Source organism: Mesobacterium pallidum, assembly GCF_019966535.1.
In the GTDB taxonomy this organism is placed as follows: Bacteria; Pseudomonadota; Alphaproteobacteria; order Rhodobacterales; family Rhodobacteraceae; genus Mesobacterium; species Mesobacterium pallidum.
This window is the reverse complement of record NZ_JAIMID010000022.1, coordinates 21,917-36,975: the sequence shown is the minus strand read 5'-3', so window position 1 is coordinate 36,975 and position 15,059 is coordinate 21,917. Positions and strand designations below refer to the sequence as shown.

The 15,059-nt window shown below is 64.8% G+C and carries 16 protein-coding genes and 1 tRNA gene; 11 read left to right on the top strand and 6 right to left on the bottom strand.

Features of this window, described 5'->3' with window-relative positions; translation table 11 throughout:
• Nucleotides 1-352 precede the first annotated feature (352 nt).
• The 5 genes from MF270_RS23645 to MF270_RS23625 form a co-directional block, all read right to left on the bottom strand.
• Nucleotides 353-1,054, bottom strand: a complete 702-nt coding sequence (locus tag MF270_RS23645; RefSeq protein WP_238368210.1) for a TetR/AcrR family transcriptional regulator — start codon at nt 1,052-1,054, stop codon at nt 353-355.
• A gap of 74 nt (nt 1,055-1,128) precedes the next feature.
• Nucleotides 1,129-2,316, bottom strand: a complete 1,188-nt coding sequence (locus tag MF270_RS23640; RefSeq protein ID WP_238368209.1) for an ABC transporter ATP-binding protein — start codon at nt 2,314-2,316, stop codon at nt 1,129-1,131.
• An 11-nt stretch (nt 2,317-2,327) separates the two neighbouring features.
• Nucleotides 2,328-3,158: a carbohydrate ABC transporter permease gene (locus MF270_RS23635; protein ID WP_238368208.1), complete on the bottom strand. Its 831-nt coding sequence runs from the start codon at nt 3,156-3,158 to the stop codon at nt 2,328-2,330.
• The gene (locus MF270_RS23630; protein ID WP_238368207.1) at nt 3,155-4,030 is read right to left on the bottom strand and encodes a carbohydrate ABC transporter permease; all 876 of its coding nucleotides are present in this window, start codon (nt 4,028-4,030) and stop codon (nt 3,155-3,157) included. Before MF270_RS23630 ends, MF270_RS23635 begins: the two co-directional genes overlap by 4 nt.
• A gap of 120 nt (nt 4,031-4,150) precedes the next feature.
• Nucleotides 4,151-5,392: an ABC transporter substrate-binding protein gene (locus MF270_RS23625; RefSeq protein WP_238368206.1), complete on the bottom strand. Its 1,242-nt coding sequence runs from the start codon at nt 5,390-5,392 to the stop codon at nt 4,151-4,153.
• Nucleotides 5,393-5,631: 239 nt separating this feature from the next.
• Between MF270_RS23625 and MF270_RS23620 the strand changes: the two genes are divergently transcribed.
• The 7 genes from MF270_RS23620 (at nt 5,632) to nusG (ending at nt 11,231) form a co-directional block, all read left to right on the top strand.
• A complete protein-coding gene (locus tag MF270_RS23620) occupies nt 5,632-6,009 on the top strand; it encodes a C-glycoside deglycosidase beta subunit domain-containing protein (protein ID WP_238368205.1) in 378 nt (125 codons plus the stop codon).
• Nucleotides 6,006-7,037, top strand: coding sequence for a sugar phosphate isomerase/epimerase family protein (locus tag MF270_RS23615; protein ID WP_238368204.1), 1,032 nt, complete (start codon nt 6,006-6,008; stop codon nt 7,035-7,037). Before MF270_RS23620 ends, MF270_RS23615 begins: the two co-directional genes overlap by 4 nt.
• On the top strand, nt 7,034-8,665 hold the full coding sequence (locus tag MF270_RS23610; RefSeq protein WP_238368203.1) for a GMC family oxidoreductase: 1,632 nt from the start codon (nt 7,034-7,036) through the stop codon (nt 8,663-8,665). Before MF270_RS23615 ends, MF270_RS23610 begins: the two co-directional genes overlap by 4 nt.
• A gap of 578 nt (nt 8,666-9,243) precedes the next feature.
• Nucleotides 9,244-9,319: transfer RNA gene (locus MF270_RS23605), tRNA-Trp, on the top strand.
• Between the two features lie 187 nt (nt 9,320-9,506).
• On the top strand, nt 9,507-10,277 hold the full coding sequence (locus MF270_RS23600) for a hypothetical protein (RefSeq protein WP_238368202.1): 771 nt from the start codon (nt 9,507-9,509) through the stop codon (nt 10,275-10,277).
• 78 nt (nt 10,278-10,355) lie between these two features.
• Nucleotides 10,356-10,553, top strand: a complete 198-nt coding sequence (gene secE / locus MF270_RS23595) for a preprotein translocase subunit SecE (RefSeq protein WP_238368201.1) — start codon at nt 10,356-10,358, stop codon at nt 10,551-10,553.
• 147 nt (nt 10,554-10,700) lie between these two features.
• Nucleotides 10,701-11,231 carry a transcription termination/antitermination protein NusG gene (gene nusG / locus MF270_RS23590; RefSeq protein ID WP_238368200.1) on the top strand — a complete coding sequence of 177 codons (531 nt, stop codon included), beginning with the start codon at nt 10,701-10,703 and terminating at the stop codon, nt 11,229-11,231.
• A 48-nt stretch (nt 11,232-11,279) separates the two neighbouring features.
• On the opposite strand, the gene MF270_RS23585 is transcribed toward nusG, so the two are convergent.
• Entirely contained in the window at nt 11,280-11,819 is a 540-nt protein-coding gene (locus tag MF270_RS23585; protein ID WP_336246053.1) for a DUF6647 family protein, read from the bottom strand.
• Nucleotides 11,820-11,922: 103 nt separating this feature from the next.
• Between MF270_RS23585 and MF270_RS23580 the strand changes: the two genes are divergently transcribed.
• From MF270_RS23580 to rplJ, 4 genes are all read left to right on the top strand, one after another.
• Nucleotides 11,923-12,831 (top strand): LysR substrate-binding domain-containing protein, encoded by a 909-nt coding sequence (locus MF270_RS23580; RefSeq protein WP_238368198.1) that lies wholly within the window; start codon nt 11,923-11,925, stop codon nt 12,829-12,831.
• A 182-nt stretch (nt 12,832-13,013) separates the two neighbouring features.
• Nucleotides 13,014-13,466, top strand: coding sequence for a 50S ribosomal protein L11 (rplK, locus tag MF270_RS23575; protein ID WP_238368197.1), 453 nt, complete (start codon nt 13,014-13,016; stop codon nt 13,464-13,466).
• A gap of 3 nt (nt 13,467-13,469) precedes the next feature.
• A complete protein-coding gene (gene rplA / locus MF270_RS23570) occupies nt 13,470-14,168 on the top strand; it encodes a 50S ribosomal protein L1 (RefSeq protein ID WP_238368196.1) in 699 nt (232 codons plus the stop codon).
• A 331-nt stretch (nt 14,169-14,499) separates the two neighbouring features.
• Nucleotides 14,500-15,012 (top strand): 50S ribosomal protein L10, encoded by a 513-nt coding sequence (gene rplJ / locus MF270_RS23565; RefSeq protein ID WP_238368195.1) that lies wholly within the window; start codon nt 14,500-14,502, stop codon nt 15,010-15,012.
• The last annotated feature ends 47 nt before the right edge of the window (nt 15,013-15,059 follow it).

The window sequence follows — 15,059 nt, the reverse complement described above, 5'->3', positions numbered from 1 at the left end:
TGGTTCTTCGGTGCCTCCTCGCCCTGGCAAGCACGAGCCGTCTGGAACACCAACCGCCGGGTGCGGCGCTGGCTGCCACGGCGCCGTGATCTCGCGGCCGGCTCGGATCAAGATCTGAATCGGTTCTGCGACTGCCTCGACGCACCGCCAAGGAAATGTCTCGGCAGGAAAAACCCCGGCCAAGGTGTTGAGATGATGGAAGAGGTGGGACAAGCCCCCATCCCCGAGAGCCAACAGGAGTCGCGGTCCAGGTGTCGCACCGATGCGCCACGAACCCTGTGGCGTGACCGGGGCCGGCGCGCCTAAAACCTGCAAGAGATCGCATGTGGACCCGGGCGACAGGCCCGGATCGTCAGGATTTCCAGTCGCGCAGTTTTTCCGACTTGATGGCGAGGGCGCCGGCGTTTGCGTCCAACCCGCGCAGCATCACCTCGATCTGTTTGAAGATCCGCCGCATCGACCCGCGAATGTCGGGAATATCGGCCCAGATGTAATTTCGGTACATCTCGATGATCAGCGCCTGCGCCATGGAGGCCATGGCATCGGCATCCAGGTCCGGTCGCAATTCTCCGGCCTCGGCGGCCCGGGCAAATCGCTGCGAAATGGCGCCGGTGGTGCTCGAGTAGATCTCGCGGAAGCGCGTGGATTGCTCGGACCGGTCGTAATTGTTCAGATGTGCCAGGGCGTCGCGGGCGATCACGAGGTCGTCGGTCAACCTAACAAGGTGGTCCAGCGAAATGTGCATGAGATATTCCATGATGGAAATATCGGCCTCGGCCAGGTCCTGGACATCGCTGGTGGCATCTTCCAGCACCTCGTTGAACAGCATGAACAACAGGTCGCGCTTGGAACTGGCGTACAGGAACAATGTTCCCTGCGCGACATTGGCCAGGTGCGCGATCTCGCGCACCGTGGTCTCTTCGTAGCCCTTCGACATGAACAGGGCCCGCGACGCCTCGCGGATCCGCTTCTGACGTTCCAGCTTGGCCCGTCCCGTGCGCGGCCGGGTCTCACCATCCGCCTGCGCGGTCGTCTTTCGGGTCGGCTTGCTCACGGCTCGATCTGTCCTCAAATGCCCATTCAAAGGATCTACGGCGATTTTGCGCGCAACGAAAGTCCCACGGCAGCCTAGCGGATGACTTGTCCATCCCGGGCATCGAACAGGTGCAGCCGTGCCGGATCGAACCGCAAGTCCAGCGGTCCAGATGCCGGCACCGGCGTGTCGACCGGCAGGCGTGCGACAAGGCGCGACCGGTGCGCCCGCGCATCCTGCGCCAGATCGCCGACCGCGCTGGCATCCACGTCCGCGGCGACCGCGACCACCTGGTCGGTCATCGGCGTTTCGGCCGTGATCAGCGTGTGCAGCAATTTCTCGGGCGGCAGTTCCTCGGTCAGGGTCAGGGTTGCCGCAAGCGACGGGCCGGGCCCGTCACCAAGCGACAGATGTTCGGGCCGCAACCCGACCACGACCGTCCGGTTGTCGTGGTCGCGCGCGCGCGCGGGAAGGGCGGCGCCCGGGCCCAGTTCCAGCGTGCCGCCGGAGGTGACCAGCACCGGGCCGGAGTCGGTGAACCGAAGGTCGGCCTGGAACAGGTTCATGGCGGGCGAGCCGATAAAGGCCGCCACGAACAGGTTGGCCGGGTGATCATACAAGTCGCGCGGCGCCCCGGCCTGCTGCAGCACGCCGCCCCGCATGATCGCAATCCGGTCGCCCATCGTCATCGCCTCGGTCTGATCATGGGTCACGTACAGCGTGGTCACGCCCTGGGTCTTTTGCAGGCCGATGATCTCGGCCCGCATCTGGTTGCGCAGCTTGGCGTCAAGGTTCGACAGGGGCTCGTCCATCAGGAACAGTCGCGGATCGCGCACGATGGCGCGACCCATGGCGACGCGTTGGCGCTGACCGCCGGACAGGGCCTTGGGCCGCCGCGACAGATACTCGGTCAGGCCCAGCGTCTCGGCCGCGCGGGCGACGCGCTGCGCGATCTCGTCCTTGGCCATGCCGCGGCTGGCCAGCGGAAAGGCGATATTCTCGGACACCGTCATATGCGGATAGAGCGCGTAATTCTGGAACACCATCGCCACGTCCCGGTCGCGGGCCGACAAGGCGTTGACCTCGTGGCCGTCGAACAGCAGGCGGCCTTCGGTGATGGGTTCAAGTCCGGCGGCCATGCGCAATGCCGTGCTCTTGCCGCAGCCCGAAGGGCCGACCACCACCATGAACTCGCCATCCTCGATGGTCAGGTTCAGGTCGCGCACCGCGTGCGCGCCGTTGTCATAGCGTTTGCCGACGCCGTCGAATTGGATCTTGGCCATTGGGTGTTCCGTTACTTGATGCCGCCGGTAAAGCCTTGGATCAGCTGGCGTTGCGCGAAGAGGTAGAAGGCGAGGATGGGCGCGATCGACACGAAGACCGCCGCGAACACGAGGTTCCACCGCGCCGAGAACTCCCCGACAAAGCCGTAGATCGCCACCGGGAGAGTCTGGGCAGGGCTGCCCGACAGGAAGATGAGCTGTATGAAGAAGTCGTTCCAGACGACCATGCCGACCATCACCGCAACGGTCCCGGTCACGGGCGCGAGCAGGGGAAAGATCACCATGCGAAAGATCCGGCCCCGGCTGGCCCCATCCACTTCGGCCGCTTCCTCATAATCGGCGGGCAATGTGCGCACGAAGCCGGAATAGAGAAACACCGACATCGGCGTCATCAGGCCCGAATACAGCACGATCAGGCCCAGGTGATTGCCCACCAGCCCGATCTGGCGCATCGCCGAATACAGCGGCACCACCGACAATTGGTGCGGCAGGATGATCCCCGCCACGAAGAAGAAATACATCAGGGTGCCCATGCGGCGTCCGTTGCGGGCGATGACATAGGCCGTGACCGAGCCGATCAGGATCACCGACAGCACCGAGCCCACGGTCACGATCAGGCTGTTCAGCATCGCCTTGCCCAGGCTCACGCCCATGGTGCCGGCCCAGGCCTCGGCGTAGTTGGCGAATTCCAGCCTGTCGGGAAACCCGACCGGATCGGCAAAGATCTCGGTGGTGGGTTTCAGCGACACGATGGCCAGGTAATAGAACGGCACGCACCAGAGCAGGGCGAGCGCAAGCGCACCCAGTTCGCGGCCGTACATGGCAAACGGAGAGCGGGTCACAGGCGGTCCTCTCTGGCACGCAGAACGATCAGCTGGATCGACGAGACGACCAGCACGAGGGCCGTCAGCACCAGCGCAAAGGCGGCGCCGTAGCCGAAGCGGCCAAAGCCGAAGGTCTGCTTGAAAATCTGTGTGGCAAGGGTTTCGGTGGCATAGCCCGGCCCGCCAAACGTCAACGCGATGACCTGGTCGAAGGTGCGCAGGCCGAAAATCGTGGGCAGGGCGATCGACACGGTGGCGGCAGGTGCCAGCAGCGGAAAGATGATTTTCCTGAACCGGCGCCAGCGCGATGCACCGTCGATTTCCGCAGCTTCCAGCACTTCATCGGGGATGCCCTGCAACCCGGCGAGGTAAAAGGCCATGCACAGCCCCGAGAACTGCCAGACCATGACCACCAGAACCGCCCAGATCGCGGTATCGGGGTCGCCCAGCCAGACGCGCGTCGCAGAGTCGAGCCCGACCCCCTCCAGCCCGGCATTGATCGGGCCGTTGACGGCAAAGATGAACTTCCAGACATAGGACACGGCCAGCGGGCTCATCACCACCGGGGCAAAGAACAGCACCCGCAGGGCATTGCGCCCGCGCAGCGAGCCGTTGAGCAGCATCGCCAGCCCAAGCCCGATGGCATTGGACAGGGTGACGTAGAACACCGTCAGGAACAGGGTGTTGCCCAGGGCCGATCGGGCCTCTTCGCTGGTCAGGACCCTGCGGAAATTGTCGAGCCCCACGAAATTCGGGCGGGTCAGCCCGTTCCAGTCGGTAAAGGCGTACCACCCGCCGGCCACGAAGGCCGCGTAATGGAACAGCAACATGATGACGATCGCAGGGATCGCCCAGCTCAGGGGGGCGCGGGCCGCAGTTGGGGACAACATGAACGGACTTTCAAGTCATGGTGGGCGTCACCGCCAGTCTAACAGATCTGCACGTGCTTGCCGTAACGGCTGGTCGCGTGCGTCCCCGGCACTGCTTGGCGGCGCCGGGGACGGTCCAGATTACTCGGCGGCGCCCCAGGCCGCATCCATGGCGGCCAGCACGTCGGGGATGGTGGCCTGACCCGTCACGATCTGCGTGGCGCCACGGTTCAACGCATCGCGCACTTCCAGCTTGGTCCAGCCGGTATGCGGCAGGCCCACGATCTCGCCCGCGCTGTAATACGGGGCCAGCCGCGCGATCATGGCCGGGTAGGTGCCCTCGGTCACATCTACAGGGGACACACCTCCGGTGATGCCGTTGAAGGCGCGCTGCTGCTCGGGCTCGGCCAGCCAGCCAACGAAATCCAGCGCCACGTCGAGGTGCTGCGACGTAGCGGCCACGGACAGCGCATCGTTGTAGAACCCCAGCGCGACGGTCTGATCGCCTGCCGGCCAGGGACCGATTTCCAGCGACAGGGACGGGTTCATTCGCAGGACTGCACCGCCCAGGGTGACCGGGCCGACATTCGACGCCGCCAGTTCGCCCGCCATGGCGGCAAACAGGTCCGGTACGCTGGCCGCTTCGAAGCCGCGCTGGAAACAGCCCTCGTCGGCCATCCGTTTGAACGTCTCGAACGTGGCCGTCCAGCCGGGCGTTTCGGCAAAGGTGACCTCTCCGTCGCGGCGCTTGGCGTTCCAGTCAGGCGTTTCCGTATACACCTTAGAGGCCGCGATCGTTTCGACGATGTAATAGGGGAAGGCCCCGGACGCGGCCGAAAAGCTCGCGCCCTGCTCGGCCGCCGCTGCGCAGGCGGCAAAGAAATCCTCTTCGGTTTCGGGATAGGCGATGCCCAGCTTTTCCAGCATCGCGGTATTGTGGATCAACCCGACCGACGTCAGCGACAAAGGCAGGCCGTAGAGGTTGTCGCCATCGTAATAGACGTCATGTGCGCTGTCGGGAAAGTTCGCGACCCAGGCGCCGCCCGACAGATCGGCCAGGTGACCGGCCTGGCCCAGGGGCATCAGCGATTCCAGGCTGCCGTAACCCGCATTGGTATAGATCAGGTCCGGGGCCGATCCGGACTGGATCTGCGTGATCACTGCCTGGCCGTAATTGTCGCCCGAGGGGAATTTCTGGACCGTGAAGCGCACGCCGTCATGTGCGGCGGCATAGGCGTCGGCCAGCTGCTGCAACGCGTCACCCACCGCACTGGCGGGTGCGACAAGGCGCAGCGACGCCTCTTGCGCCAGTGACGGCAGGGCCGAGGAAAGCATCAGGCCGGCCGAGACCGAGATGCCCAAGACGTGGCGGTGGTATGTCATTTTGCTTTCTCCCAGTTGCGGTGCGAGCATTTTTGGAGCGTGCTCAGTTTTGTGTTTTTACGCTAAGTTGGATCATTTATTTCTGTCAAGAACTATTTTTGACCTAATGAAATATGATATTTGTTCGGATATCATGAAAATGAGCGCGCTTCAAATTTTGTGTTGACGTCGTATTTTATGGAACATACTGATCTGTACTCATATCACTAATCCGGATGCTGGTGGCACTAGGAGGGCGAATGCTCGCAGACGTTTTGATCGATCCCGATACGTTGAAGGCCCGGCCGAACGCCCTGAGCCTGGGCCTGCGTCTGCCGTGGTATCAGTCGCTGCCGCTGTCGGTGATCCGCATAGACGGGCTGTCGATCGACGGGGTCGAGATCGACGCCGATCGGCTGAGCTTTTCGCTGAACGGCCGCACCCGGCCGCTGGGGGACATGGCCGATCTGACGGGGGAATACTGGTTCCTCACCGACACGATGGAGATTGCCGCGCCCTGGTCCGATCCCGCACCCGGCCGCGCATATGAGTGCGTGGTCCGGCTGTCGTTCTTCCCGCCTTACGCCGAGACCCTGCACCGCAGCGCCATCGGCCAAAGCAGGATGCGCGCGGCATGAGCCCGGCACACGGAATCCGGCTGGGCGTATCGCTGTACAGCTTCACCAACGAGTTCTTTGCGCGCAGCCATGATCTGAAGGATCTGATCGCCGAAACCGGGCGGCTGGGCCTCGGGCCGGGCCTGGAAGCCGTGGGCTTTCAAAGCTTTCGCAGTTTTCCGGACGTCACCGATGCCGAAGCCGGCCAGTTTCGGGACGCCGTTCAGGCCGCGGGGCTGACGGCGACCTGCCTGGGCATCACCGCAGACCGGTTTCTGCGCCCCGGCCAGGCGGTGTCCGACGAGGAGCTTGTCGCATTCCACGCCCGCCAGATGCGATCAGCACGGCGGCTGGGGTTTTCGCTGGTACGCTTCCAGCACGCGGCCACTCCTGCGGTGATCCGGGCGCTGGTGCCGCTGGCGGAATCGCTGGACATGCGCATGGGGCTGGAAGTCCACGCCCCGCTGTTCCTGGACCACCCGGTGATTGAGGGGTACCGCGAGATGTTCGAACAGGTGAAATCGCCCCTTCTGGGCTTTATCCCCGACTTTGGCGCGGCTGCGCGCGCCGTGCCGCAGGTGCAGATCGCCCATTTCCGCGAGGATCTGGGCGCCCCGCAAGCGGTTCTGGATTGCGCGACAGAGCTGTGGCACGACGATGCGCTGACCCCGCCCGACCGCATGGCCGCCTTTGCCGACTGGTGCGCCGACGCCGGGATCGACCCGCAGCTGGTATCGGACATCTCGTTGATTTTCGGCATCATCGGGCGCGGCAATCCGGCCCGCTGGTCCGAGATCATGCCGCAGGTGCTGCATCTGCACGCCAAGTTCTACGATTGCGACCCCGAAACGCAGGAAGACCCCGCCATCGACACCGCGGCCAACCTTGCGCCGTTCATCGCGGCAGGCTGGCAAGGCGATCTGTCCTGCGAATGGGAGGGGCACATCACCTCGCACGGCAGCGGTTTCGAAATGGTTGCGGCGCAACAAGGTTACCTGCGTCGCCTGCTCGACCCCGATACCACCTTGGCGCAGGACGGCCGGACATGAGCGATTATGATTACATCATCGTCGGAGCCGGCTCCGCGGGGTGCGTTCTGGCCAATCGGCTCAGCCAGGATCCGGGCATCCGTGTCCTGTTGCTGGAAGCAGGCGGCGCCAACCGCCACCCCTTTATCAAGATGCCCGCCGGGTTCATGAAGCTGGCCGGAAATCCGCGCTATTACTGGCAATTCCCGGTGCGTGACCAGCTGGATCGCGGCCCCGAAAGCTGGAATTACGGGCGTGGCCTGGGCGGGTCCAGCGCCGTGAACGGCATGTGGTATCTGCGCGGCCTGCCCCGCGACTATGACGGTTGGCGCGACATGGGCCTGTCCGACTGGGACTGGGCGTCGGTCGAGCGCTGCTTTCGACAGATCGAATGCTACACCGCCCCGGGCGCCGACCCGTCGCGCGGCACCGATGGCCCGCTGCAGATCAGCCAGTCCGTGTTGGACACGCCGGTCATGCGCGCAACGATCGAGGCATCAAAGTCGATCGGGCTGCCCTTTCGTGACGACATCAACACCCCCGGCGCCGATGGCGTGGGCTGGACCCAGCACACGATCGATCCGAAGGGGCGGCGCGTGTCGGCCCATGCCGCGTTCGTGGCGCCGCTTCGGCGGCCCAACCTGACCGTGCGCAGCGGCGCGCAGGTGGCCCGCGTCGTGATCGAGCAGGGGAGCGCCACCGGGGTCGAGATCCTGCGCGGGGCCGGTCGCGAAACCCTGCGCGCAGGACGCGAGGTGATCCTGTCGGCCGGTGTCTACCAGTCGCCGAAACTGCTGCAATTGTCGGGGATCGGTCCGGGCGCGCTTCTTGCGCAACACGGGATCGAGGTCCTGCGCGACCTGCCGACCGTCGGGCGCAACCTGACAGATCACCAGATGGTCACGCTGACCTATGATTTGCGCAACGATCCGGGGCTGAACCGGGAATATACCGGCTGGCGGCTTTACCGCAACGCGCTGCAGTATTTTGCCGGGCAAAGGGGTCTGATGAGCCGGGTCGGTGTGCCGCTGACGATGCTGTACGCGTCGGATGGGGATCGCAGCTGGCCCGACATGCAGCTGGGGGTCACGCCTTTCGCGATGCGCTCCTCGCGGGAGCGCAAGCTGGAACCGGGGCGGGGGCCGGTCTCGCCAGAGCCGGGGATCATGTTCGCGGGCTTTCACCTGCGGCCGGACAGTCGCGGCTCGGTCGAGATCGCGTCGCGCGATCCGCTGGCCATGCCGGTGGTCGATGCCGGCTGGTGGCGTGAGGACGGGGATCGGCGCAAGGCGGTGGAGCTTGTCCGCCTGCTGCGGCGACTGGCCGGTTCCGAGGCCCTGCGCCCCTTCGTCGGGGCCGAGCGGATTCCCGGTGCCGCCGTTCAGTCCGACGCCGATCTGATCGAGGAACTGAAATGGATGATGAGCCCAGGCCTGCACGGGTCGGGCAGTTGTGCCATGGGTCTGGATCCGAACACCTCCGTGACCGACGGGCGCTGCCGCGTCCACGGTGTCGACGGGCTGCGCGTCGTCGATTGTTCGGCCATGCCCACCACCGTGTCGGGCAATACCAACGGCCCGGCGATGGCCTTTGGTGCGCGTGCTGCCGAATTGATCCTCGAGGACCATCGGGCACATCCGCGCCACTAAGGCAGGACGCGGTGGTTGGCAAACCGATGTGGCTGTCTTCTGCGGTGGCTCCGATGGGCACTGTCCACAATGCCGCCAAGGCAAGTTCAGGCGCAGGGCTGTCATTCAGGCCCGGAGACCCTCGACGCAGTCCTGTCTCGAGGTGCCCGCAGGTTTGCAGGCACCTGCCTTGCTTGGTTTCGGCCGTCTGATCCGGGGAATCAGCGGGCGACAGAATGCCATTGTGCCTTTGCTTGCGCTTGGGGTTGTGGAACAGGTCGATGCACCCAAGAGCGTCCACAAATCCAGGGGCGCCTCATTGAGTTCGATCGGCATGGGCTTTGGTGTCGGGGCGTCATTGAGCTGGCATGGGCCGGATGCGACGACGAGATCTTGTCGTCAAACGGACACAACGCGAAAGCGATGGTGATCAATTTTGCTGACTTGGCCGGTGAGGGCATGCGCGGGCGCACAGCCGCCGATGACCGAAAGATCTGGAGGACGCCGTGAGCAGAACGAGCACGAAGCGAGAAACTGATAACCTGGGTGATAACCGGATTGACGCTCTGCCCGAAAGAATCTAAGCAGCGCACCACCACAGGGGTATAGCTCAGCTGGTAGAGCGACGGTCTCCAAAACCGTAGGTCGCGGGTTCGAACCCTGCTGCCCCTGCCATCCTCCCGACATCAGGAAACAGCCCCACCGACGCACATCTTTTGGTCGTGTCGCGGTCGCGTCATATTTTGGCCCCCTTTGTCATTAAGGTTAATCGCTGAAATTGCGTTGGAAAGAATCGACGGCCAATGTTCCCGGCCGACGGTTCGTTTCGCCAGGGTTCAGGGGCGCGAAAAGGATAGCCGGGATGGCGCTCGATCAAGCGGAAGACCAGGATACGCCGGACGAAGGCGCCATTCGCTCGGCCGTTGCGGCGCTGATGAAGGAGCAGTCGCGCGACCCCTATGATGCGGGCGTGCCCGAGGCTCCGAAGGCGTCGGCCCAGGCGGCGGCGCCCGTCTCGACCGCGAAGAAGATCCGCGCCGTGATCGAGGACCTGTCCTTTCCCGAGCTCGATTTCCTGCAGCCCGAGGCGCCGATCCGCGTCGGTCGCTGGGCGCAGGCGCCGCGCAGCTGGGAAGACCTGCCCGAACCGGGCGAGGACGCGCCGGTCGCGCCCGATGTCTCGCGCCGCCGCAGTTCGCGCATTGCCGGGCCGGGGCGGCTCAGTCGCGCCGAGGAGCGGGCGGTGCAGCGCGAAGAGGGGACCGCCCCCGCGCGCTTCCGGCTGCGTCCAAGGCATGCCGGGCTGCTGGTGTTCCTCGCGGTCATCTACCTGTATTTCTGGGCCGTGGTCGGCGTGGTGTTCTTTGCCGTTTGGCTGGGGCTCGGCATCTGGCTGATGCTCGGCCATGACCGTGTCGAGGCGATCGGCGCGCGTTGGCTGGCAGGGCGCGAGGCCCGCGCCCCCGGGACGCAGGAGGAGCTGCGCGCCCGGGCCGAACGCAACGTGGGCCGGCTTGAAAGCTTTCTGGCCCGGCTGCCCGGCAGGTGGCAGGACAGGGTCATGCTGCCCGACTTCTCGGAACCGCAACTGCCCGCGGGCGAGCCTCTGAACCGGCTGCATCGCTCGGCCTGACCGCCCGGGGCGCAAGCGGGCCTTGAATTCGCGGCCCGTTCGGCGTATCTGCCCCCGGACACGCAAGGAACCTTTCGCATGGCCCGCACCAACCCCCTCCAGTTCGTCCAGCAGACCCGCGACGAAGTCGCCAAGATCTCCTGGCCGACCCGCCGCGAAGTGCTGCTGACCACCGTCATGGTCTTCATCATGGCGACGCTGACAGCGATTTTCTTTGCCCTCGTGGACCTTCTGATCCGCACCGGGCTGACCGGCGTGCTCGACCTCTTCGGCTGAGCCATGCAGGCCGCGCCCGAGGGTTGATCTTCGGTCCCCGGGGCGCTACGAGACCAGCCATCATTCCAAGGCGCGCGGCGAATCAAGTTGCGCGCCGATTTTTTGTTCCCCGAGGGAACGCGCACCAGAACGAGGACGAATGTCGCCATGGCCAAACGTTGGTATTCCGTGAGCGTGCTGTCGAACTTCGAAAAGAAAGTGGCAGAGCAGATCCGGACCTCGGCCGAGGAAAACGGCCTCACGGACGAGATCGAAGAGGTGCTGGTCCCGACCGAAGAGGTGATCGAGGTCCGTCGCGGCAAGAAGGTCACGACCGAACGGCGCTTCATGCCCGGCTACGTGCTGGTGCGGATGGAGATGTCGGACCGCGGCTACCACCTCATCCAGTCGATCAACCGGGTCACCGGCTTCCTCGGTCCGCAGGGCCGCCCGATGCCGATGCGCGACGCCGAGGTCAACGCGATCCTCAACCGCGTCCAGGAAGGCGAAGAGACCCCGCGCACCCTGATCCACTTCGAGATCGGCGAGCGGGTCAAGGTCAACGACGGCCCGTTCGAGGATTTCGACGGCATGATCGAGGAAGTCGACGAGGACAACCAGCGCCTCAAGGTGTCGGTGTCGATCTTCGGCCGCGAGACCCCGGTCGAGCTGGAATTCACCCAGGTGACCAAGCAGTAAACTGCCAAACATCGTGGAAAGATCAGGGGCGCCTTCGGGCGCCCTTTTTCAGTCCGGGTGGATGTCACGCGGGGTGCAGGACGATTCCAGCACGACAGCGATCCAGTTGATGTCTGCCGCAAGGCCCATCCCGGACAGCCATTCATCCTGAAGGCGGTAGGCCGGCTCTTCCTGTGCGCCCGGGCAGTACCAATGCCCGGCCTCCGCCTGCCGGTGATGCACCAGCTCGTGCAGCAGGACGCTCACGTCCCGCGGGTCGCGCTTGTCCCAGGGGCTGACAAGATAGACCACCTCTGTCTCGGTGTCGTAGATGCCGCGCGCCATCCCCTCTTGCGAGGCGTGGCGGGCGGTTCCCATCGAGGCCGCGCGGGCCTGCGAGACAAGGCGGATCTCGGGGGCGGTATCCCGGCGGGGCAGGGCGGTGTTGGCGTCAAGCCAGTCCTCGAGCTGCGCGACGAGCGCGGGAAGCGTTTCGGCATCGCGCCAGGCCAACAGGTCCGCTTCCGCAGCGGCGGCGCTACTGGTCGAGCAGGCAAGCATTGAGAGGGCGCACGCCATAGGCGCGCCAAAGCGGTGGGTCAGCCTCATGTCGGCCTCCGGGGGTTTTGATTGTGGATGCCAAGGATGCTAGGCTGCCGTTGCGTCATGCGCAAAAGACGGTTTTTCATGCTCCGTTGAAGGGAATTCAACGATGGCCCGCAGGTTTCCACCCTTTGCCGCGGTTCGCGCCTTCGAGGCCGCGGCACGTCACGTCAGCTTCAAGGCCGCAGCCGATGAGCTGTGCCTGACGCCTTCGGCTGTCAGTCACCAGATCCGCGCGCTCGAAGAATATCTAGATACCAAGCTGTTCGAACGACGGGGCAACGCGATTGCCCTGACGCTGACCGGGCGCGGCTACTCGGGGCGCCTGACCGGTCTGCTGGACGCCTTCGACGAGACGACGCGATCAGTGAAGGAGGCCGGAGAGCGACCGTTTCGCTTGCTCTGCACGCCGGGCTTCGCGGCTCGTTGGCTGGTGCCGCGGCTGTCGCGGTTGTCCTTCGGCGATCGCGTGCGGCTCAAGGTGTCGACCGGGGCGCCCTCGACCGACTTTGCCACCAACGAGTCGGATTGCGTCATCCAGTGGGCCGATGATCCCGTGCCCGGTGTTGTGACCGAACCGTTCATGACGAGCTGGCGCTATCCGGTCATCTGCCCGCAGCTGGCCAGGCGCGAGAACGTGCAGGCACCGGCGGACCTCGGGCGGTTGACGTTGATGCATGACGAGGTGCTGGACGCCTGGGAGGAATGGTTCACTGCTGCCGGGGTCGCGCCTCCGTCCTTGCCGCGCGGGCCGGTCTTTCCCAATTGCGAACTGGCAACCACTGCGGCCGAGCAGGGGCAGGGGGTCGCGCTGGCCTATGACATGATGGTGCGTCATACGATCGAGTCAGGTCGGCTGATCCGCCTGTTCGATGCGGTAACAATGCCTGTGACGATCTATTCGGTCGCCTACCCGGCCGCGCGTGCCGGCGATCCGATGATCGGCGCGTTTCGCGACTGGGTTTTCGAGGAGATGGGCCGTGACGGCACCGGCGCGCGCCATGCAGCGGCCGAGTAGCGCCGCACTCAACTCACTTGTCAAATTGGAACTCAGGGTATAAGCGCCCCCAGATCACGACCGAGTTCGCTTGGTCGTGTGATTCTATCGTGGGAGGCGAGGCGATCGCGATCGCCGGACCGGACCACGCCACATGACCGCCCCGCGACGCGTTGCAGGGCAGATGGAAAAGGAGACACCCAATGGCCAAGAAGCTGATGGGCAAGATGAAGCTGCAGATCCCTGCAGGCAAAGCCAACCCCTCCCCGCCGGTCGGTCCGGCGCTGGGTCAGCGCGGCATCAACATCATGGAATTCTGCAAGGCGTTCAACGCCAAGACGCAGGACATGGAGCCCGGTGCGCCGTGCCCGACCGTGATCACCTACTACCAGGACAAGTCCTTCACCATGGACATCAAGACGCCGCCCGCGTCTTACTACCTGAAGCAGGCCGCCGGCCTGAAGCCCGTGGGCAAGCGGAACCGCCCCCGCGGTGCCGAGAAGCCCGGCCGCGAGACCGTCGCCTCCGTGACCGTCAAGCAGGTCCGCGAGATCGCCGAAGCCAAGATGAAGGACCTCAGCGCGAACGACGTCGAGGCAGCAATGCAGATCATCGTTGGCTCGGCCAAGTCGATGGGCATCGAGGTGAAAGGGTAAATCATGGCAAAGCAAGGTAAGCGTACCCGCGCCCTGCGCGAGGCTTTCGAAGGCAAGGAAAACCTGACGGTCGCCGAGGCGGTCAAGCTGGTGAAATCCACCGCCAACGCCAAGTTCGACGAGACCATCGAGGTCGCGATGAACCTGGGCGTCGACCCCCGTCACGCCGACCAGATGGTCCGCGGTGTCGTGTCGCTGCCGAACGGCACCGGCAAGACCGTTCGCGTCGCCGTCTTCGCCCGTGGCGCCAAGGCCGATGAGGCCACGGCTGCCGGTGCGGACATCGTCGGTGCCGAGGACCTGATGGAGACCATCCAGGGCGGCAAGATCGAGTTCGATCGCTGCATCGCGACCCCGGACATGATGCCGATCGTCGGCCGTCTCGGTAAGGTCCTGGGCCCCCGGAACCTGATGCCGAACCCCAAGGTCGGCACCGTGACCATGGATGTTGCCGAAGCGGTCAAATCCGCCAAGGGCGGCCAGGTCCAGTTCAAGGTCGAGAAGGCCGGGATCATCCAGGCCGGCGTCGGCAAGGCGTCCTTCGACGAGGACAAGCTGGTCGAGAACGTCCGTGCCTTCGTGTCGGCCGTGGCCCGTGCCAAGCCGTCGGGTGCCAAGGGCTCGTACATGAAGAAGATCTCGCTCACCTCGACCATGGGTCCGGGTGTGTCGGTCGACGTCGCGGATGCCGCGACCGAGTGATCCTGCGGGACATCTGACAGATCGAGGGGCGGGCCTGCGGGCCCGCCCTTTTTCGTCGGCCCGCGGGGTTCGGGCTTGGCAGGGCGGAAATCTTGGTCTAGAGAACCCCCCAGCAGGCGTTCGCGATTCGCGAGCGCCTGTGTTCGTCCGAGACGGTGGGTGGGCCGAAGGCCCGTAAGTCCTGCCCGAGACGGGAAGAGTCATCTTTTCCAGGTCAGCCTCACCGCTGGCCTACCACAGATGCGTCGACCCAAATTCGGACCTTACTGGCAGGGGTTTCCCCTGTCGAAAAGAGCCGGAGGGTCCGCCCTCCACAACTTGGAGTGAAACTGTGGATAGAGCCCAGAAAGAGAAAGTGGTCGACGAACTCGGCCAGATCTTCGAAAGCTCTGGCGTCGTCGTGGTTGCCCACTACGCAGGCCTCACGGTTGCCGAGATGCAGGACCTTCGCGCACGTGCCCGTGCCGCGGATGCGTCCGTGCGTGTCGCCAAGAACAGGCTCGCCAAGATCGCCCTGAGCGGCAAGCCCTGCGAAAGCATGGCAGGCCTGCTGACGGGCATGACCGTTCTCACCTTTTCCGAGGACCCCGTGGCAGCAGCCAAGGTGGCCGAGGACTTCGCCAAGGATAACAAGAAGTTTGAAATCCTTGGCGGTGCAATGGGCGAGACCGCTCTGGACCGGGCCGGCGTGGAAGCCGTGTCGAAGATGCCGTCGCGCGAGGAGCTTATTGCTACCATCGTCGGCATGATCGGCGCACCTGCCTCCAACATCGCCGGTGCCATTGGCGCACCTGCTTCGAACATCGCCTCCATCCTCAAGACGATCGAGGAAAAGGCGGCGTAAGCAACCTGAGAACTTGCGACGTGGGCATTCGCCTGGCGTTGGAACAC